Source organism: Methanobacterium sp., assembly GCF_038562635.1.
Lineage (GTDB): Archaea > Methanobacteriota > Methanobacteria > Methanobacteriales > Methanobacteriaceae > Methanobacterium_D.
Genome location: NZ_JBCFBO010000003.1, coordinates 204,208 through 224,490 on the forward strand (window position 1 = coordinate 204,208; position 20,283 = coordinate 224,490).

General features: G+C 32.8%; 21 protein-coding genes. 5 read left to right on the forward strand and 16 right to left on the reverse strand.

The window, feature by feature from the left end; translation table 11 throughout:
- Nucleotides 1–105: 105 nt before the first annotated feature.
- Nucleotides 106–552: a hypothetical protein gene (locus AAGU07_RS15810; protein WP_342460043.1), complete on the reverse strand. Its 447-nt coding sequence runs from the start codon at nt 550–552 to the stop codon at nt 106–108.
- 626 nt (nt 553–1,178) lie between these two features.
- Between AAGU07_RS15810 and AAGU07_RS15815 the strand changes: the two genes are divergently transcribed.
- Nucleotides 1,179–1,886, forward strand: coding sequence for a S24/S26 family peptidase (locus AAGU07_RS15815; RefSeq protein ID WP_342460044.1), 708 nt, complete (start codon nt 1,179–1,181; stop codon nt 1,884–1,886).
- 375 nt (nt 1,887–2,261) lie between these two features.
- On the opposite strand, the gene AAGU07_RS15820 is transcribed toward AAGU07_RS15815, so the two are convergent.
- Together AAGU07_RS15820 and AAGU07_RS15825 are read right to left on the reverse strand one after the other, a co-directional pair.
- A complete protein-coding gene (locus tag AAGU07_RS15820) occupies nt 2,262–2,567 on the reverse strand; it encodes a hypothetical protein (RefSeq protein ID WP_048083011.1) in 306 nt (101 codons plus the stop codon).
- Between the two features lie 42 nt (nt 2,568–2,609).
- Nucleotides 2,610–2,975, reverse strand: coding sequence for a hypothetical protein (locus AAGU07_RS15825; RefSeq protein ID WP_342460045.1), 366 nt, complete (start codon nt 2,973–2,975; stop codon nt 2,610–2,612).
- A gap of 519 nt (nt 2,976–3,494) precedes the next feature.
- Here AAGU07_RS15825 and AAGU07_RS15830 point away from each other — a divergent pair.
- The 3 genes from AAGU07_RS15830 to AAGU07_RS15840 all read left to right on the forward strand — a co-directional run bounded on the left by AAGU07_RS15830 (nt 3,495) and on the right by AAGU07_RS15840 (nt 6,645).
- Nucleotides 3,495–3,971 (forward strand): MarR family transcriptional regulator, encoded by a 477-nt coding sequence (locus AAGU07_RS15830; protein ID WP_342460046.1) that lies wholly within the window; start codon nt 3,495–3,497, stop codon nt 3,969–3,971.
- A 2-nt stretch (nt 3,972–3,973) separates the two neighbouring features.
- Nucleotides 3,974–5,437: an MATE family efflux transporter gene (locus tag AAGU07_RS15835; RefSeq protein ID WP_342460047.1), complete on the forward strand. Its 1,464-nt coding sequence runs from the start codon at nt 3,974–3,976 to the stop codon at nt 5,435–5,437.
- A gap of 365 nt (nt 5,438–5,802) precedes the next feature.
- On the forward strand, nt 5,803–6,645 hold the full coding sequence (locus AAGU07_RS15840; RefSeq protein WP_342460048.1) for a transglutaminase-like domain-containing protein: 843 nt from the start codon (nt 5,803–5,805) through the stop codon (nt 6,643–6,645).
- A 265-nt stretch (nt 6,646–6,910) separates the two neighbouring features.
- Here the strand turns inward: AAGU07_RS15840 and AAGU07_RS15845 are convergent, their stop codons facing one another.
- The 8 genes from AAGU07_RS15845 to AAGU07_RS15880 form a co-directional block, all read right to left on the reverse strand.
- Entirely contained in the window at nt 6,911–8,059 is a 1,149-nt protein-coding gene (locus AAGU07_RS15845; RefSeq protein WP_342460049.1) for an AAA family ATPase, read from the reverse strand.
- Between the two features lie 584 nt (nt 8,060–8,643).
- Nucleotides 8,644–9,129 carry a hypothetical protein gene (locus AAGU07_RS15850; protein WP_342460050.1) on the reverse strand — a complete coding sequence of 162 codons (486 nt, stop codon included), beginning with the start codon at nt 9,127–9,129 and terminating at the stop codon, nt 8,644–8,646.
- A 283-nt stretch (nt 9,130–9,412) separates the two neighbouring features.
- Entirely contained in the window at nt 9,413–9,946 is a 534-nt protein-coding gene (locus AAGU07_RS15855) for a hypothetical protein (RefSeq protein WP_342460051.1), read from the reverse strand.
- A 438-nt stretch (nt 9,947–10,384) separates the two neighbouring features.
- The gene (locus AAGU07_RS15860; RefSeq protein ID WP_342460052.1) at nt 10,385–10,792 is read right to left on the reverse strand and encodes a hypothetical protein; all 408 of its coding nucleotides are present in this window, start codon (nt 10,790–10,792) and stop codon (nt 10,385–10,387) included.
- Nucleotides 10,793–10,878: 86 nt separating this feature from the next.
- Nucleotides 10,879–11,190, reverse strand: a complete 312-nt coding sequence (locus AAGU07_RS15865; RefSeq protein ID WP_342460053.1) for a hypothetical protein — start codon at nt 11,188–11,190, stop codon at nt 10,879–10,881.
- A 1,181-nt stretch (nt 11,191–12,371) separates the two neighbouring features.
- On the reverse strand, nt 12,372–12,845 hold the full coding sequence (locus tag AAGU07_RS15870; RefSeq protein WP_342460054.1) for a hypothetical protein: 474 nt from the start codon (nt 12,843–12,845) through the stop codon (nt 12,372–12,374).
- Between the two features lie 442 nt (nt 12,846–13,287).
- Nucleotides 13,288–14,796, reverse strand: coding sequence for an MBL fold metallo-hydrolase (locus AAGU07_RS15875; protein WP_342460055.1), 1,509 nt, complete (start codon nt 14,794–14,796; stop codon nt 13,288–13,290).
- A gap of 69 nt (nt 14,797–14,865) precedes the next feature.
- Nucleotides 14,866–15,309: a hypothetical protein gene (locus tag AAGU07_RS15880; protein ID WP_342460056.1), complete on the reverse strand. Its 444-nt coding sequence runs from the start codon at nt 15,307–15,309 to the stop codon at nt 14,866–14,868.
- On the opposite strand from AAGU07_RS15880, the gene AAGU07_RS15885 reads away from it, so the two are divergent.
- Nucleotides 15,285–15,884, forward strand: a complete 600-nt coding sequence (locus AAGU07_RS15885; protein ID WP_342460057.1) for a pyridoxamine 5'-phosphate oxidase family protein — start codon at nt 15,285–15,287, stop codon at nt 15,882–15,884. The two genes, AAGU07_RS15880 and AAGU07_RS15885, sit on opposite strands and share 25 nt — an antisense overlap.
- On the opposite strand, the gene AAGU07_RS15890 is transcribed toward AAGU07_RS15885, so the two are convergent.
- The 5 genes from AAGU07_RS15890 to AAGU07_RS15910 form a co-directional block, all read right to left on the reverse strand.
- On the reverse strand, nt 15,871–16,656 hold the full coding sequence (locus tag AAGU07_RS15890; protein WP_342460058.1) for an alpha/beta fold hydrolase: 786 nt from the start codon (nt 16,654–16,656) through the stop codon (nt 15,871–15,873). The genes AAGU07_RS15885 and AAGU07_RS15890 overlap by 14 nt on opposite strands.
- A gap of 1,011 nt (nt 16,657–17,667) precedes the next feature.
- On the reverse strand, nt 17,668–17,970 hold the full coding sequence (locus AAGU07_RS15895; protein WP_342460059.1) for a hypothetical protein: 303 nt from the start codon (nt 17,968–17,970) through the stop codon (nt 17,668–17,670).
- 80 nt (nt 17,971–18,050) lie between these two features.
- On the reverse strand, nt 18,051–18,194 hold the full coding sequence (locus tag AAGU07_RS15900; protein ID WP_342460060.1) for a hypothetical protein: 144 nt from the start codon (nt 18,192–18,194) through the stop codon (nt 18,051–18,053).
- A 59-nt stretch (nt 18,195–18,253) separates the two neighbouring features.
- Nucleotides 18,254–18,844 (reverse strand): hypothetical protein, encoded by a 591-nt coding sequence (locus AAGU07_RS15905; RefSeq protein WP_342460061.1) that lies wholly within the window; start codon nt 18,842–18,844, stop codon nt 18,254–18,256.
- Between the two features lie 54 nt (nt 18,845–18,898).
- Nucleotides 18,899–19,846, reverse strand: a complete 948-nt coding sequence (locus AAGU07_RS15910) for an ADP-ribosylglycohydrolase family protein (protein WP_342460062.1) — start codon at nt 19,844–19,846, stop codon at nt 18,899–18,901.
- Between the last annotated feature and the right edge of the window lie 437 nt (nt 19,847–20,283).

The window sequence follows — 20,283 nt, forward strand, 5'->3', positions numbered from 1 at the left end:
TGCTGTTTTTAAAATCAATGATGATAGACTTCATAAAGCATATTTCAAAAATAAATAAAAAAATAATTAAATTAATTAAAAATAAAATGAGGGAAAATTTCCCCACTATTTACTGTTAATTATTTCATTAACAGCGTCGTTAATTTCTTTATTCTGCATTAAGATGTTAGCGGCAGTTTGAATATCTTTATCCTGCATTAACTTACTAATTTCATCTTGAACGTCCTTATTTTGTATTAAGCTGCGTATCTGAAATCTAACGTTCTTGTTCTGCAAAATATCAACAATTAAATTCTGAACATCGCTATTTTTAACTACATCAGTTATCTGCAGGTTATCCTGCATGAAATCTGCTTTTAACTTATTGATATCATTAGATATATCTGGACTTGCATTTTGAATCTGAGTAAATGTGTTTTTAATTTCACTGTACACATTGGGATTCATATTCTGGATTTGATGCTCTATTGTGGAGTTACTTGAGTCAGCCGCGTATACTGGAACTGATCCAATAATTACTGCCAGAAGACAAAGCGTTACGATTTTGTTCATTGAGTATCACCCCGTGCTTTAGATGTAACTTGAAATCATTGGCCCATTATATGCCTTTGATTATAAAAATAATTTTCCATATTTACAACATTTACAATCAGGCTCATTAAACCAGGTAAATACAAATTATATGCGTAAATAATCTTTTTTAAGCATTAAAAAAGCTATAAAAAGCAATATAGATATCATACTAAACTAAGTTAAAAATTTTTAAGCTCTCCACCATATCATCAATTTAAGCCATAATTAAACCATAATAAACCTATTTTAATATAATAAAAACTTAAAATAGGACTATAAACATGCATAATTATATAATACTAACTTAATTTTCTAAAATAAATATAAAAGCATCCTGATTTAATTTATATTAGCTATGAAGTTATTAAAAATTAAGCCATATAACTTTTACACTTAAAAAGGATTTAAAATTAGATTTTATATACGATTCCCAATAAAAGGCCATTAATATGAGAAACACAACATGTCTTATTCTAGCACTTACTAACTCCAATTTTAATTTAGATCAAAACATATAAATAAAAAGATTAAAAGATTTTTTTGTTCCAGCACATTGTGAATTAATAATTCATGCTTTTTAACAATTATCAACCGGTGGTGAAGGATTGAAATCAAAAACAGCGATAGTAATAGGTGCAATTATACTTCTTATAGCTGCAGCTTCAGCAGCTACTTTTTTACCAGGACAATCGCATAATGCCAGTGAAAATTACTCAAACCAGCAGTCAACACCACAAGCAGAACAAACAAATGAGATAGGCCTAACTGTAAAAACCGACGGGAAAACCGTAGCAGTTCAAGCAACATCGGTTCCTGCAGATGTCCAGGTGCCATCTAAAATGATTACAGAAATGAAAAATAAAGCATACAATGACATTCAAAGCTATTCCAGTACTTCCAGCAGCTTAAAATCAGACATGCAAACTATTGCAAAGAAATATAATTTTACGGCAAATGTTACCTTAACTTCACAATTTGGAACTAACCAACTGCCATTTTTAGCAATTGTAAGTGGAACTTCCATGATTCCAACTTTAAAAGATGGTCAGGAAGTTATAGCTCTCAAAACAAAAAATATCAAAATAGGAGATATAGTAATATCCAGACACCCTACCTACGGCCTTATAGTAAAAAGAGTGGCCACCATAGAAAACGGTAAAGTATATTTAAAAAGTGATAACAGGGAAATATCCAATTACATCAAAGAAACAACACTTTCTGATGGAGTAGTAGAAATTTCAAACATTACAAAGACTCCACTTGATACATGGCGCTCCATAAGTGACATAGTGGGAGTAGTGAAAAATTACTAAATTTAAATTAAAGTAAAACTAAATAAGACTGATTAGCTAAATCAGTCCTTAAAGTTTTTTTTGTTTTTATATCTCAATATCTATTGCCGATTTTTGTAATCTACAAAACTGAAAGTTTTGTGATTGCGAAATTTATTTCACAAACTTCCAAAATCAGCTAAATTTCTATATCAATCGCTGATTTTGGTAATCTTACAAAACTAAAAGTTTTGTGGTGCCAAAAATTCGTAGAATTTTTGAGCACGTCGAAAATCGTAGCATGAAAAAATCTTCGATTTTGGGGGATTTTCGGACTTCCGAAATCATATTTCAATATCAATAGCAGATTTCGGAAGCCGTCGAAAAAATTGAAAATTTTTGTTGTTCCAAAATCAACTAAATTTCTATATCAATCGCTGATTTTGGCAACCAGACCTCTTCGTTGCCCACTTTCATCAGTATTGCTTTTTTAGTTTCTTTTTTAATTATACCAACAACTTCGCTGGACAATCCTTTATTGGTGGCAAGCCACTCAGGAAGCTTAACAACTGCTGTTTCCCCCTCTTCTTCCGGTTTTAGCTGGCCGCTTTGAATTTCCCTTGCAATGTACAGATCTTTAAGGTCTATTTTGATAGTTTCCCCTTTTTTAATATCTTTTAATGCAACTATTGTCCCATCTTTTTTTAAAAATGCATCTGACAAAAAAATCACCTGTAGTACTTTTAAATGTTCTTGATTCGAATTCTAATCCCCGTCGACACGAGCAGGAGGTTCTTCATCAAGATCAAGGGAAGAAACATTACCCCACTCTCTAATCCTCTCACATATCAATTCTTCAAACTGTTTAGGGCTTAATCCCAGCTCTTTTGCACGATCTCGTATAGCTTTGGGTTCATGAGCCTTGTGTTTTATGTAATAAGCAGCAAATCTTGAAACATATTTTTCAAGCTTTTCTTCACTTGAAGCTTCTATTATTTCGGCCGTATCATCAGAAAGCATGTTTAGATCCTTAAGTGGAATTCTTAAGGGCATAAATTTAATTACAATATCTCCAGTATGTTTATCAAAGATTATACTGTCTATACCTGCTTTTAATCCTTTTAAAACCATAATACCACCCGTTTAATTAGTTTAAAAAATAAATTAAAATTTTAATATTAATGAAGTTAAGTATGTTTCTATTGTATTTAATATTATTGGTTTAAAATTAAGCCCAATTTAGCTTTATTTTCATATATACCTCCAAATAAGGAATAAAAATATAAAATAAACTTATAAATTAATGATAAAAGAATAATAGTTGTTTTAATCCTTTATTTTTTTGACAGTTATATGCAGATTTGTAAGGTAAAATCCATTAAAATAAAGCCATTTTTGTTGCACCTGCAATTGTTGCATGAACAACATATTTATATACCATGAAAACAGAATAGGATATGCAAATGTTAATAATAAATCTTTTTTTATTTATATTTAAAAGACTTTAAAACTATTATTAATGATATTACAGTTTTTTATAACTATTTATAGAGAATACATGCTCTTAAAATACTGAAAACATGATTTAATAGATATACCGATTTTTAGAGCTAATTTAAACTCAAATTAAGTATTGAGGTGAATTTTACATTGCATCACACTAAAAAACTACTAGAAAAAACTCCCGAAGATATTCCGCTCGGAGTATTCATATCCATAATACACAGGACCCGCATAATACATTTAAACAACGAAATGAAAGATTTAGAACTTACTGCGGGTCAAGTACCGTTCCTCATTCATTTATCACACAAAGAAGGCATAACACAGGACGATCTCGCAGTTCATTTACACATCGACAAGGGAACTGTTGCCCGCGCTTTAAAGAAGCTGGAAGACAATGGATTTATATACCGTGAGATAAACCCACAAAACCGTCGAAAATATCTTCTTTTTTTAACTGAAAAGGGAAGACAAATAGTACCTAAAATTCATCAAATTGATAATGAATGGGAAAAATCAGTCTGCTTCGACTTATCAGATATAGAATACTCCCACCTAGTTAAAACATTACAAACACTGGCTACAAAAAGCCTTGAAAAAGTACACAAAAATGGTGAAAAATAAAAATGAACTTAGATAAATCTCAAAAAGAGGATAATATAAATAAACGTATCTCTTTAATTACTGGAAATCCAAAAAAAGCAATCCGCAGCCTGGCCATGCCCATGATAATATCCATGTTACTTATGATGGCATACAACCTGGCCGACAGTATATGGGTTGCAGGGCTTGGCTCAAATGCACTTGCTGCATTAGGTTTCATTACACCCGTGTTCATGATCATTGTAGGTATAGGCAATGGTCTTGGGGCAGGTGCAACATCATTAATTGCAAGATGCATAGGTGCAGAGAATAAAAAAGGTGCTGATAATGCAGCCATACACTCTTTAATCATGACGATTATAGTTGCCGCTGTTTTAACCATAGTCATACTGATCTCTCTTCCAGAAATTCTTACAGTTATGGGGGCTGGTGAATCCCTTGGCCTTGCAATTCAGTACGGCCAAATAGTATTTGGAGGGCTAATATTTTTAATCCTTTCAAGTGTTGCTTCAGGTATCCTGAGAGCTGAAGGAGATGTTAAAAGAGCAACATATGCAATGGCTGCAACCGCAATCCTGAACATAATTTTAGACCCAATATTCATTTATTCCCTTAGAATGGGGGTTGCAGGGGCTGCATGGGCAACAGTAATATCTTCAAGTGTCTCATCAGCGCTGATAATTTACTGGCTGGTCCTGAAACACGACACTTATGTATCTTTATCCATGAAGGACTTCAAAACAAATTTCAAGGTTATAAAAGATATTTTAGGGGTGGGAATGCCTGCAAGTGCTGAGTTCCTTATAATGTCCATTCTCGGTATAATTTTAAACATTATACTGGTCACAACTGGAGGAACGGACGCAGTCGCAGTATATACCGCAGGCTGGAGAGTAGTGAACATTGCCATGATCCCAGCCATAGGGATAGGTACTGCAGCAATAACAGTTGCCGGTGCTGCATATGGGGCCAAAAAATACGAAAATGTTTCTACTGCACTTAATTACTCTGTAAAATTAGGTATTTCCATTGCAGCAGTTACCAGTATCATTACCTACGTATTTGCACCGAATATTTCAGGTATCTTTGCATATTCATCCCAGAGTGCCTTCCTTGCACCATCAATAGCCTCTTTCCTCCAGGTAATGTGTCTGTTCTACATCGTAGTCCCCCTCGGGATTACCGCAAGCTCAATATTCCAGGCCATGGGAAAAGGGACAACTTCATTAATCCTGACCATAATTAGAGAAGTCGCATTTATTTCTGTATTTGCGTATTTATTCGCTTTCGTCCTTGGTATTGGATCGCAGGGCGTATGGTGGGGAATTGTAGTTGGAGGAGCATGCGGATGTATACTGGCTTACATGTGGGCGCACACATACGTAAACAGGCTCAAAAGGAATTACAATAGGGGAAAATCCGCAGATAGAAAATTTAAACTGGACGCCAAAACAAAAACACCTCGCGTTCCTAAAAGGATTAATTAATCCTTTCTTTTTTAATTTTTTGAAAATACCCACTAAATCATTCAATTTCTAAATTTTTTATTTTCATCCAGCATATCGATGCAGTTGTTTTCGTATAAATAACAACTAGAATATATTAGCTACTTCGTTTACCCTCTAAAATAATTTAAAATAAAATGACTATTTTTAGCTGACATTTATTTTTATCAAATTTTCATATCTTCTTTTAAGTTAAAAATCGATTTTCTAACTCCAATATACTCCTAAAAATTGATAATTCATTTTTTATACTATAATTATATATTAATATTATTTAATAATATATTAATTAGTGAACAGAGTAATTTTTATCTAATCAGTATTTTCCAGCAGTATAAAGTGGTATTATGAGAATAAAAAAGGAATTATATGTAATTTTTACGTTTTTAATATCATTATCTCTCGTTTTTGGAAGCATATCATGTAATTTTGGCGAATTATCAAATATACACCCTGACACATGGAATAATAGCTGCAATAACAGTACTGGACAAGAAAATTTCACATTAAAGCTAAATAACTCAACTAATCAGACCATAAATCCAGTTAACCCGACTATAATAAATGATACCCCCTCAAATCAAAGTATCGATGATATACTCTTTGACAGCATATCATTAAATCTAGTTAAAGCAGAACTAAATCCATACGTTATAGATGAAGCTGCGGGAGATTCTGGCATAAATAGGACTTTAAATCAAACTGGAGAATTACCTCCAATTAAAGCGAAGGTATCACTTGCAAAATGCCTTAAACCAACGTCCAATGCCCAGTCAAATGATCCCCTTATCAAGGCACTGGCAGCAAAGATAACAAAAGGCGCGACCACCAAATATGAAAAGGCAGTTCGGATATTTAACTGGGTAAGAGACAACCTGGACTATTCATTTTATTATAATACAAAATATGGTGCTGTAAAAACCCTTAAAAATAAGGAGGGAAATTGTGTTGACCTTTCTCACCTTTTAGTGGCTCTTTCAAGGGCGGCAGGGATTCCTGCACGCTACGTCCATGTCACTGCAGAATTTGCAAGCGGCCGTGTCTGTGGACATGTTTTTGTCCAGGCCTACATCAATGGCAAATGGTACAATATGGATGCAAGCAACAATATAAATGAGTTTAACGTCATCAATAACTGGTATAAAGTTACAGCAGCAATAAAAGGCGTTTATACAAGATTACCTTTTTAAAAGTGTGTTTTTGATCAAACTGTTAAAAATCGGAGATTTTGTAAACATTTCCTAACTCCCAAAAATCTGTCAAATCCCTCAAAAATTCTTCGAATTTTTGGGGCACTAATCTTCGATTCGTAAGCTTTGATTTGACGCGCCGAAAATCGTAGATTTTCGAGTGATTCGATTTTTGAGGATTTTAGGGGTTGAATGGAGTTTATACAAGATTACCTTTAAAGTGTTCAATTTGACACATTTAAGTAGCCCATTAAATAAATCCAACCTAATATGTTCCATTTTCACTGTACGGTTTTAAAGCCCTTAAATATTCTTTAAATATTTTATCCCTAAGGTGGTACTTACCCCTCTCCTTCTTTATTATGAGATTTTTGTCCAACATTGTTTTTAACCAGAATGAAGGTTCAGATTTTAAATTTAAGCCTTTTTTAATTTCTTTATATGATAAAACCTCTTTATCACTTTCTGCCATTAATCCAAGGATCCTTCTTTCTTCATGAGTTGCCTTTTCATACATGCCCCTGAATTCTCTTTGAGCCAGCAAGTTCAACGACCTTTTAAACGAAAACTTAAACTCGCTAGTTTTAACTATACCATTTACAGCACCTGCAAAACAGTTGTAAGCTATAACCTGCATGTAATAAGGAATTCCTTCCGATAATTCATATATCAAATCTATAACACCCTCCTCGAATTTTATGCCCTCATTTTCAGCAGGTATAAGAATAGCTTCCTTTAATTCTTCTTTAGATAATTGTTTAAGTTCATACGGCTCAAATATTCTCACAGCAGAATCCAGATGGTCCTGTATCTGCAAAAATATGTCATGGGCCCCTGTTGCAACGAACATTATGTTCATGCCCTGGATGTTGAGTTCCACCAGAGCATTCTGCAGTATACTTAAAACTCTACTTGGACCATTATCTGAAACTATTCTCTGGAGATCATCAAATAAGAGAATTAATACCGGATTTTCTCCTTTTAATTCCAGATAAATTGTTTTTAATATTTTCTCAAGGGCCACAGATGGACTTGTGGCTGGTATTTCCCTAGATACGGTAAATCCTCCTGCAAGGAGAATGTTCACTCCCAGCGAAGTTATATTGTCCCAAAAGTGCCCTTCACTGATTTTAAGTGCATCCGCACACTTATCAATAATCAAACTGTAAATATCATTGAAGTTTCCCTCAACAAGAGGAATACGTACTGTATATACTCCTTCCACATTATTTAACTGCTTCTCAAACTTGATCAATAAACAGGTTTTTCCAATACCTTTAGGACCGTAAATAAGTATATGTCCTGCAGCTCCAGCCCTCGTAGATTCATAAATTTCCCTTAGCTCGTTAAGTTCATCCTTTCTGCCGGTGAAATAAGAAGGGAAAATACCTGTTCTCTTTCTAAATGGATTCATGCCTTTCACCATATCTTCCAAATGTAAAAAAAATCATAGAAATAACCTATGATCCCTATGTTTTCTATGTTTGTGAAAACCTCTGGTTTTCACAACCGTAAAAAATTTCCAATTTTTTACATGTTTGAAAATCGTAGATTTTCAACCGCGAAAATTTTCAATTTTCGCATGTTCACAAAATCTTCGATTTTTTTCGCATGTTTGTAAAACTGAAAATCTTCCAAAATTACCAGTTTCCAAACTAATTAACTAAATTTTTATGTCCATACCTAAAATCATTGAATCATTCTACATATCCCTGGCTCAAAAATATAAGCCAGATCTAACCATTTAATAACGTTAAATCATTAAAATGACTTTTATATTAACTGGCATCGGCCAGTGTTTTCTACATCAAATAACCCTCAAGCTAACTTTTTGAAAATAAAACAGATAGTAAACCATGTTTCCAGTTTCAAAAGGTCAGCAGCATAATATATCCTTATATTTAAAGGGTTAAGTGATTTAAGCAAGAGCATGTGAAAAGTAATAATCATTTACTGTCTAATAAATCAAAAAATAAAATTAAAAAAATATGTTTCAGATTAAGTTATGGTTGAAACAATGCTTTTTACGGCCTTATCTATGTGCTGCCGAAACCTTGACTGTTTACTTGAATCCCAGCCAGTATAAGCCCATGCTAGCACATAATAATATTTATCATTTTTAGAGAAGAAATAATAATCCTGAATATCCCCAGAATTACCATCAGTGGTCCAAAATGTCTCAACATTTATTCCATCCATTGTCTTGTTGTGTGTTTTCACCATAAAGGTTGTATTATCGATATGTAATGCCTGATCATGCTTAGCATCAAATTTCTGCTTGCTCATCTCCATTACCCGAATACGTGGATCACCATCCATCCAGATCACTGTACCCTCTCCAGGCATCCAGTGCAATTCCCACCCCTCAGGTATTGAAAAGTTAATATTGTTTCCCGATTGTTTTTCCTGCTGTGTGTTACTGGTACAGCCAAAGGTAGATGTCACTACCAGAAGAATTCCTAAAACTAGAGCCCATTTTTTCATTTAACTCAAATTATATTATATTAATACCAAAATATATTATTTATGATATTAAAAAAATTAGATTTGTGCAGTAACCATCTTTCCATATAACTACTCAAAAAAACGATTAAAAAAAGCATTAAATTTATTTAAATGAATAAAGTGAAGACAAATTCAACTAATATGATTTAAAAATCGTAAAATAAAAAAAATAGTATTTAAAACACTATTTAAATTTAAAGCTTTTGAACCCAAAAAAGCTCCATTAATGAATATTACTCATTAATGATTTCAATACATAACATTAATTTTTCTTTTTATCAAGAGGATTACCCTTTTTAAGCAGACCCAGTGTAATTTCTTCAAATTCATCCAATAAACCCGGAGCTTCCTCTTTAAAACGATTAGAATGTGGGAGAGAAGATAATTCAGCCCCACTTGAGGCATAAGTGCTGTTAAACTCCCTATCCATAGTATCCAAATCCACCAATTTAGAATAAATAGATTTAAGAGATTCTAAACAATTATTAAAAGTGGAAACAGCCACAATTTCCTTATCTTTAAAGGTTATTGTAAGCAGGGAAGCATGTTTTCTCCACATGAAGTCATCTAGACATGGCATTGGCATTTTAATCAATCTTTTGGCAATATCAATCTTTGACTCATCCATATTTTCTTCACTTTCATCAGATTTATTTAATTTATACCAGAATTCCTTAAGTGATTCCAGATTCCTTTCATTTTCAAGCAGTATTAGCGTACGGGTAGAATTAATTTTTCTTTTTCTAGCTTTTTTAGCCTTACGCCAGTCGCTTAACTCTCTGGAACCTAAACCCATAAAAACACCTACAATTGTTGTTATTATGGGAGTATAACTCATAATTTCAAACGTAAAAATCAACTCCAAATTTTTTAGTAAAAATTAATAAGCTTAATCTTTTATTTTTTCAAAATAAATATCATCAAGCCCATTATTATTAGTTAAATATCACAAATGCTATGCTTCAGCACGGCATTCAATTAAAAAACGATTTATAAATGAATTTAAATGAATAAAGCAGCAATTTTAATGTCACCTTAACCTATTAATCCACTATTTGCTGTTTGTTTTTCTCTTTTAATTTCAAAATTAATTCACTCCAACCACCTAACATGTTATTACAACATAGATCAATAGTACTATTTAAAGGTTACTACACAAAAATATGAAAATTAATACTCAAAATCGCCCAATTATTTAATAAAAATCAAAAATGTTATTCCTCAAAGATACTACCTAAAAAAGAGTTAAAATAAATGGTAAACCTAAAAAAAGCGCCAGTGAAAAAATAATAATTAATATAACCCTTTTAAAGCGCTTCTTTTTTTCCTCAGGATCCTCCATTTCACTTAATTCTCTATGGAGCAAAATAAAAGCAAAAAGAACAACTGTAACCAGCGAAAATGCCCAGCTGACGTCCAGTATATCACCAAGATATGCATAATTCGGTTCTGCTGCTTGTTTAATATCACTTAGCACAAATACAACTGTAAACCCAACAGATACCATATTAGCCAGTAAAAAATATAACAAGTTTCTGCTGTATTTATCATGAAATCTAATAAGCATTCTTGCAAATAAAGCATAAAATGTCAATGTTAATCCTGCCAAAGTTAACACAATATCTGGATTTAAATTGTACATACTCACCCTATGCGGTTTTATTTAGAAATATAACTCGCCCAAATACAAATTAATCATTTTTTTAATTAAATGGAACTAAATATAAATTATTCTGACTCTTCAGTACCCTCCTTTCTTAGCTGAGTTTTATACATATTTAATTGTATTTTAGCCTGTTCAAGCTCAATTTCCATTTTCTTTAACTCCCTTTTAAGCAGAAAATTTTTTATCCACAGATATACTGCCAGTACGAGGAGTATAAATATAATGATCAATAGGATAGATATGGTGATTCCTGCTGCAAATGCCTGCCAGAAGAGCGAAAAACTATACACAATATAAAATAATGCAGCTAAAATTCCAATTACTAAAATAATAATTCCTGCAATCTTCAAAGTTTTCAAACGTCCATTATACATAAAATCACAGCATTTATGTTATAATTAACTGATAACCAGTATAGTTAGTTTTAATTTCTAATACGCTGCTTTTACATCAGACATTAAAACTTTCTAAAACCTTTTTAAAAAGTCATTTTATTGGTTTTAATTATGGTAATTCACATTATATTTTATTAATTCTGCACCCTATTTCGAATATTAACTACATTATATTATTGTAGTTTAAGACCTAAAATTATTACGGAAGTACACCAAGCATATCTCCAGCAATAGATCTTAGTGCCCAAAACATATTCTATATGCCCAAATTCGAGGATATACACTATGTGATTTACCTTTTACAGATATAATTTATTTTAATCGGCTCAAATTTAAAAATTTGAATAACATTAGCGTATATACTTGTAACACCTCAATAAAATCCTAGAAACTACCTGCATAGAATATAAACGTATCTGTGCATGTAATCCCCTGCACATATCAAAAATTAATTTAATGGAGAAATATAAACCTGATTTTGATACACAGTATCATACTAGGGAGAAAAACTAAACATTACCTCTTCATTCGCTCCTTATTGCTTTTTATAATATAATAGTATGTCATACCCCCTAATGATAATTTTTATCTAATAAAAATAAATTAAATTCTATTTTATGAATTTAAAGGAGATTTTATGGGAAATATCAGACAGGTATGTATCTGTTTACATGACCTATAATTACATCTATGAACGTAATGATATGTGTATATCAAAATAAATTTATGTAGAAAATACAAATTTAATTTTGGCATTACGACACTGAGCGGGAATTGATATCAATTTTACCTCCATTCCCCTCATAATACTACTTTTTAATCCGCCATTTACTGATTATTCCACGATTTATTTAAGATAAATTGGAGTATAGGGAGTTCCATTCCCATAAACTTTTAATCATGCTGAATTACCAATATTGCTCATGTCTAAGACATGCACCTGAATTATACTTCATGTTAAATTGTAAATAGGAATTATGTTAAATGTGTAGTTTAGATATTTACTGAAAATATTACATTAGAGACATGAGCGTTAAACATAATTGGAACCTATCTTTAACCGAATAGATACAGAATATCCAGTTTTACCACTACTGATTTTCGATCTCAAGATAAGTAAATGGAAATTCTTCCCTAACTCCCAACACTTTTTCGAGGACTTAACCAGTTATATTAAAACCACCACTTCGAATTATACCTATTAACTGTGCTATTTTACTTAGCATTGTATTGACATCGGTTAAAAGCTTGTCTAATGGTTGTCCAGTTGCATTTGTCTGTGTTAAATTAGTGGTGTCATTTAAAACTGGGGCCAGTAACTGTCCAATTATATCCCTTATGGTTGAACGATTTAAAGTCTGGTTTGTGGACTGATTAGTCACTGTTAAATTTGTACAGTTAAAAGTCTGATTTAATATCGGTCCGGTTATATTCAGTGTACAATTGGTCTCATTCCTTGGAGTTGCATTAGTGCAGTTTGGCGTTGCATTTATTTGCGGTATTATATAGCTGGTTGAGGCCTGATTTTTACTTTGATTTTGCTGCTCATTTGCTGTTACAGCTATACTGAAAACTGCAAATACAATAAGGAGCATTGAAATTGTCATTATCAGTCTTTTTCTAATATTTTTCACCCCCCATTACATCAGTAAGCGTTAGAAAATATTTAACAATTCAAATAAGCATTTTAAACCATTTCACCGAATTTAACATCTTAAAAAAACAGATCAAGATGCATATATCCATTTAAACTACACGATGATTTTAAACGCGCTTATTATGTAACTGAATAACATTATTTTCTAACAATGTTATTATGTTATTACTTACTATATTAATATTATTATGAATACAAAAAAAGGATTTACTATCCAAATTTACAAACATATGCCTAGAAAAACTAATGAAAATAAAAAGTTAAAATATACCTCACTTACATATAAATTAAAAAACCTGTTTAGATGTTTTTAATAAATCAGTTAAGCTAAAAACATGTGAATACTAACAAAAATAAATAGCCTTTTATCCTAAATCATACTGTGCCCAAAAAACTAATTTAAAAATGAGGCCCAATATTTACATCTTTTTTGGCAGGTAATGATAGATCTGCCCATAAATTTTTAGCTTATCTCCAGAAAGTAGTGAAACAGCTCCATGACCACTGCAAATTAAACAATTCTTATCTTTAATTGATAATTCTTCATTTAGTTTAGAAATGATCCTTAAAATGGCTTTTCGTTCCGCTTTAGCTAGCTTCCTATCTACATTTACAGAAGTCATTAAGTTTTTTGCAAGGAGGTTGTACCTCCTTCTATCTTCACTTAAACTATCAAAGTTAATTAAAGAATCCCCTGTAAAAATAATCCCTTCATCTGGACATGCTAAAAAAACCTGCCCATAAAGATGCCCACCTAAGCTTTCCAGCACTTCAAATTCCATATCCCCAACTTCAAAAGTGTGAACAACCGGAAAAGAACCCCTCATTTTAATTACGTTTTCAGAAAAAATATTCACATCTGCCGGAGAGTTAAATCTTGAAAACAGGTTAATTAATTTGGTATACACCTCTTCAAGGACACTCTCTTCCACATTGGATCCGTAAGCCCTGTTAGACTTCTCAATGATATCCGATGTGCCCCTATGCAGGAATGATTTAACCCCATAAAAACCCCCTGCACCGCAGTGGTCTGCATCTGCATGGGTCATGTAGATACCTTTAAGATTTTTGAGGTCAATCCCACAGTGCTGGAATAATTTTAAAATGTCAGGGTAATAAATCCCATAACCCGAATCTACCATTACCACCTCTTCTGGAGCATTGATAACAAATATATTCCCTCCACATGGCGGCTGGAAGCAGTAAAGTTGAGTATCCTGATTTAAATCTATCTTTTGAATATCGGCGTAGAAGCCGTCACCAGAAGTATCCTTTAATGTATTTCCAGTAAGCAGGATACTTTCAAATACACGTTTAGGGTCTTCACCAAGGCGCGTGAGCTCCTGAACAATATGATTAACATCACCCAGCAGCTTAATTAAAAAATCATCCTCAGTGTTTCCAATTATCTCCCTTAACTTCTGGGCAAAAAATATGTAAAACACGTTATCGTCCAGTTTTTCACCTTCAGTATCATATTCAACGATTTCTAAGAGATAACGTGACTTTAAATTATCCAGAAGGGTATCCACACTTGAAATTTTATCCAGAGTCAACGCAACCGTTAACTTATCATGCCTGTTGCTTTTATCATCAAAGTCCAGAAATCCAATATTTGCACCTGCAGATGTTATACAATTTAAAAATTCAAATAAAGCTCCAGGAGAATGTGGAAGTGAGATATTAAACTTCAAATAATTTGCAGGTTTAAGTGTAGTTTGCAGATATCCAATTTCGTCAAGTTTATCCATTATTTTTCCATATGATGAATCATCAGCTGTAATTTCAAAAAATACGGTGTTTGGATCAATTTTTCTATTGTAGTGAATCCTGTGGATGTTGCCGTTATAGTCCTTTGCTATCTCTGCAGCTTTATGTAAAGCACCTGGTTCGTTAGGCATTCTTGCTATAAAAGAAAATTTTTTCATTTCCATCACTACTGACCTATTTCTATCTTTCCATTATCTTATTACACTCCCAATACCTTAAAATTATCTCTACAATCTATTATTAATTTCATATCCTTTAGACCTGATTTTAAAGGGGATTTCACGATATATACCTTGAAGATCTCCGCGCAGGCTTTCTAAAGACTCGGGATCTGGAGAAAATAAAAGTACTCCCCCTCCACCCCCTGCACCTAAAGGAAAAGCAGTGCAGTTATGTAATTCAGCACGCCCCAGCAAATCCATAGAACCTCCCATATAATCCCTGCAGAGCTTTGTTCGTATTTCACGGTATTTTACCATAGAATCTAAAACATGACCCCATTTTTGCAGTCTCAGGCCTTCACGAAACCTGTAAGCCACTTCCATTTTTCTAAAGTGATGTTTATACCCATCTTCAGCCCGCAGGGCATTTCTCCATGCAATGTTAACTTCAGTACTCAGGCGGGGGTGTATTAAAACAAAGTACATTGAATGAAGAAGACAAAAAAGCACTCCAATTGTTCAGCGGAAAAATAGGGTTCGAAATAGAAGATATTAGTAATTTTAACCTGGATGAAGTTCTAAAATATGCCCTTGAACTTAAATTAATTAAAGATGACCTGATACCTAACGCACCGTCACCTAAAGTCAAAAAAACAATAGAAAATTTCTTAACAACCCATAATACCTGTACACTTTCCACTTCATACAAAAACAGGGTAAGGTCAACACCAATAGAATACCTCTACATCAACGGATTTATGTACTTTCTAAGTGAAGGGGGAGAAAAATTTTCCAATATCCCACTTAACAAAAATATCTCCGTAGCAGTTTATGACGATTATACCAGTATGAACAGCCTTGCAGGCATGCAGATAACCGGTTCTGCATATATCATTCCAGAGGATACAGATGAATATTACGATGTAATTAAAATGAAAGGTTTAAACGAGAATTTTATAAAAAATCTGCAGTTTAACATGAACATAATTAAAATAGAAATTAATAAGATCGAATTTTTATATTCCAAATTTAAAGAAATGGACTTTGAGCCAAAACAGATTTATTTTTTCCCTAAACATCTTTAAGGAATTTTAAAATTAATTCCAGCAGAAACTGTAAATTTTCAGGGATAAGAACATTATGTCCCGTATTTTCAAGTATTACACGTTTTGATCCATCTATAATTCTATGAGTCTGCCCTGCAAGTTCATCTGGAATTAAAACATCTTCTTTTCCAGAAATTATTAAAGCTGGTTTTGAGATCACCGATATTTTGTCTTTAACATCAAATTCCATACACGCATCAACAGTATTGATCAGCGATTCTACAGACTCTGTTTTAACTTTTTCTTCCTTAATCTGCTCAAGTTCTGCCTTATTCTCATTAATTAATTTGGGAATTAAAACTAAAGGCAATATCTCGTCAAAAAATGCCGCAAATCCCCCTCCAATCAGAGACTCCCTGAGCTTCAGGAAAGTTTCATTTAATTTAGAATCAACAAAACTGAAACTGGACATCAAAACTATTGATGAAACCATTTCAGGGTAATTAACTGCCAAATCCTGGACTACAGCCCCTCCCACAGAAAAACCTATGAAGTGGGCCTTTCTTATGTTTAACTCATTGAGAAGAGAATATACATCCCTACTGAACTGTTCAATGAAATAAGGGCCCTTTGGTTTGCCGGAACTACCATGCCCTCTAAGATCTAAAGCTACTGTCCTGTAATTTCTTGATAATTGAGGGATTAAAGGAGCCCAAAACCTCAAATCATCAGATAAACCGTGGATTAAAATTAAAGGGCACCCCTCACCTTTTTCAATGTAGTTAAGTTTAACACCGCTGATTTCTGGCATCAAATATCCTCCAGCTCCAATTAGTTTTATATGCTTATGCAAACCATTTCTATTTATATATTCCTTTTTAAAGCCGGTATAAATAAAATTAGATGATAAAAATTTTATATAATACAAGATACACAAATATTTCCAACACATATAAAACTATTTAATGTTAAATACATTCAAATAAGGTTAATACTAAACTATAACAAACTAAATTTAGGACTTGTCACTAATGAGTCTTGTTTTAAAGTTGAATTAATCACAAAAGTTCATTTAACACTTTTTTGCACATAATTCTGGATGTATGAAAATATTTATGAATATAATCCAGTACATACGCTTCAAAATCCAAAAATAGTTTATTGCAGATATATATACTTTATTTTGGGTTGTACAACACAACAGAGAGGGAAATAACAGCCCCATTACCCCTGTCCCTCTCTGATTATTACTGGACTTCCACCCAATTTAGGTAAAAATTTAATTATACCTCACCACTTCATAATTAACTCCATTGTCTGTCACATTAACTAAAATATAGTGGTAAAATAGTTTTCAGCATTATTAACACCAGCATGAGGATTGCTTAGAGTAGATCCCGCACCTCCCGTTGTTATAAATAATGTTTTGCCCCACACTCCGCGGAAATAGCCGGGGATATGTGATGTGAAAAGCATGGTGACGTTGTACTCGTCAAAAAGGTTATTGAAGATTTTTGCAGTAGTTAAATTTGCCTAAACTGAGACCTTCACCTTTAGAATTATACCTAATGTCATATAGAGGAATGTACATAAATATAAATCAGTATTTATAATTTTGGCTCTTTTTAAGCTCGTTTTTCAGCCAGTTCATCTGAGTGCCGTTAACATTTGAGTTTGCATCATCCAGGACTATGAAGTAGCTGTTTTTTTCAGAAAATGAGTAGTAATGGTTTCCAAACACGTTAATATAATTAGACTCGGTGCCGCTTCCTGAAAGATCATGGTTACCTATATTAATAAGTAACGGCGCTTTTAACTGTTTTTAATCTATTAAAAAGTATCCAAAGTACATTGGAGTTCCCGAAGTGGTTAAATCCCTATTATCTACCGAAAAAAGCACGTTTTTTTCATTTAAACTCTTTATTAAATGATCGAACCTTCCGCCAGAGTTATCATCATCTCCATATACTGCAAATGAAAAACTACTTTCATTTTTACTGATTTTTTGAAGCTCATGATAATTCCAGTTAAAATCAGGATTATCAAAGGTTACTATATAATAATAAGAAAATGTGCCGTAAAGTAGTATTAAAACTAAAATTAAGCCCCAGTATTTCTTAGACATAAATCAGCCTTTATTTTGAATATAGTATAGAAAGGTTATGTCATGAAAAGTATCTGGTTGCTGATTTGTAATATAAAATGTTAACCAGATTTACCGAATTTCTGGTTTACATCGTAAGAAAACGAAGATTCATGGTTTAAAGAGACCCTGTAACCGCATGCCCGGCAAACCATGTAATCATCCTGAGGTAACATTACCATATCACACTCTGGACAGAACTTCATAGAGATACATTCCTAATTTTTTGTATATAAAGATTTACAAAATCAATCAGGTCAGTACACTATTTTGAAAATATAAGTACATTAACAACATTTTCATTCTTTTTAAATTCATTAAGAGGTTCAATAATCTGTTTAAATCCTTCATCACCAAATATTTTCTTTATAAAGATTATCAAATATTTATTCCCTGCTTCAGCGGCTTTTTTAAGCTTGAATATATCAAACTCAATCTCACGAATGACACTAATATTTCCACTTGTTATATACTTAAATTCAAAAGCAAAATCTAGGTAAATATCTCTAATATCAAGATCCATATTTGATAGCCTATTCCCGGGACTTAACTCGTTTTTATGTTTATTGTAAATTTCTTCTTTAAAGACAGCTAAAGCATATTTATCCCTGATGCCTTTTTTAATTTCAGGTTCAAAACAATTCTTACCTGAGATATATTTCTCACCAGAAGCCTTTTCCTTAATAAATCTATTTCTAGTTGGATATTCTGGATGAATCAAATTTTTAAACTCTGGATACAGCTTACAGAAAAATCTATGGCGAAAATCATATTCATTAAAAAATTCATCTGAATTTTCCCGGAATTCATCAGCCAGGTCATTAACAGCCATTTCAACAATCCCCTCTGAACCCATATTTGACCCCCAAACCATTTTAAAAATAAAATACAAGCTGTTATTATTTATAATTTAAATCTTATTATAATTAGCGTTTATATTCCCAATCAATCTATCTGCAAATGACTGGATCAAATCACAGCAGGCCAGCTTATTTTTCCAGCTTTCAGGAATCCCACTTTCTCCATAATAAGCACCTGCAATCTGACCGTAAACTGCACCTGTTGTATCCGCATCATCCCCTAAATTAACAGCCGTTAATACGCCTTCTTCAAAGTTATCACTGTTGTAGAAAGCCCATAATGCCGCTTCTAATGATTTTACCACATAGCCGCTCCCCACGATTTCAGGAGGATTTTTATGCTTGAACGATCCGCATGCGATTTCATCAATTTCTGGGGCTAATTCATGTGTATCCCAGAAACCAGAAACGGGGCAGTACCTGCAAGAGAGTATTTGCTCCTTTTTGTGACCCATCATTGCACCGACAATTAGCCCCGCCATATATCTGCATGCATCTACAGTTGAGATATGGCCGTGTGTTGTCCTTGAACTTTTCCCTGCATTACTAACTGCATCTTCTGGGCTTGAAAAATAGAAAATTGGAACTGGGGCTAAACGCATTATAGAACCGTTTCCAGCAGAGCGTTCGTAGGTTGAGCCGCAGTAATGTCCATGCGTCTCTTCAAATTTATGTAAAGCTTCACGCGTGGTGTTTCCAATATCAAAGCACTTGCCGTTGACGCTTAAATGCCCTTCACGGTACCACAGAGTATATCTCTCAAGTTGATCCGCGGGGTCGAATCCCTGTTTTTCAATCAAGCTTTCAGCCAGGCATAATGCCATGCTTGTGTCATCTGTCCATTCTCCAGGTTTTAAGTTGAACGATCCGCCCCCGATCATGTCTTCGACTGGTTCAAATGTTCCGGGAGATTTGAATTCCAGCGGGACACCGAGTGCGTCGCCTACTGCGAGGCCTATGATGGATCCTCTGGCGCGGTCGATGATTTGTTTATTCATATAAATTTACTTTAATTTTAAGGCCCATAAATCACTTTTGAATTAGTATTTAAACAAAATACAATTAACCCTGAAATTTTAATTTCAAAGATTCAACAAAATCGAGTTATATTCCTCTAAAAACAAATTATAAATTTCACATACCCAAAACAAGTTTTCAATGGTAATATCTGACTCTTCTGTATATTCTCCACAAGCCAAAAAACCAAATAATATTATCTTATTTCAGATAGTAGACTTTGATAATCTTGTTATATTAATATATAAAATTTGTAAAATCAGAACTAAAAATAAAATGTTTTTTTATTGTGTTGTGAGTGAACCTTTACAGTCACCCTCGTGAAATTATTAACTTAATAAAAATATTATTAAAACTGTGTAAAAATACAATTCAAATTATTATTAAAAAAAACTTTTAATTAATTATAAAAAAAAAA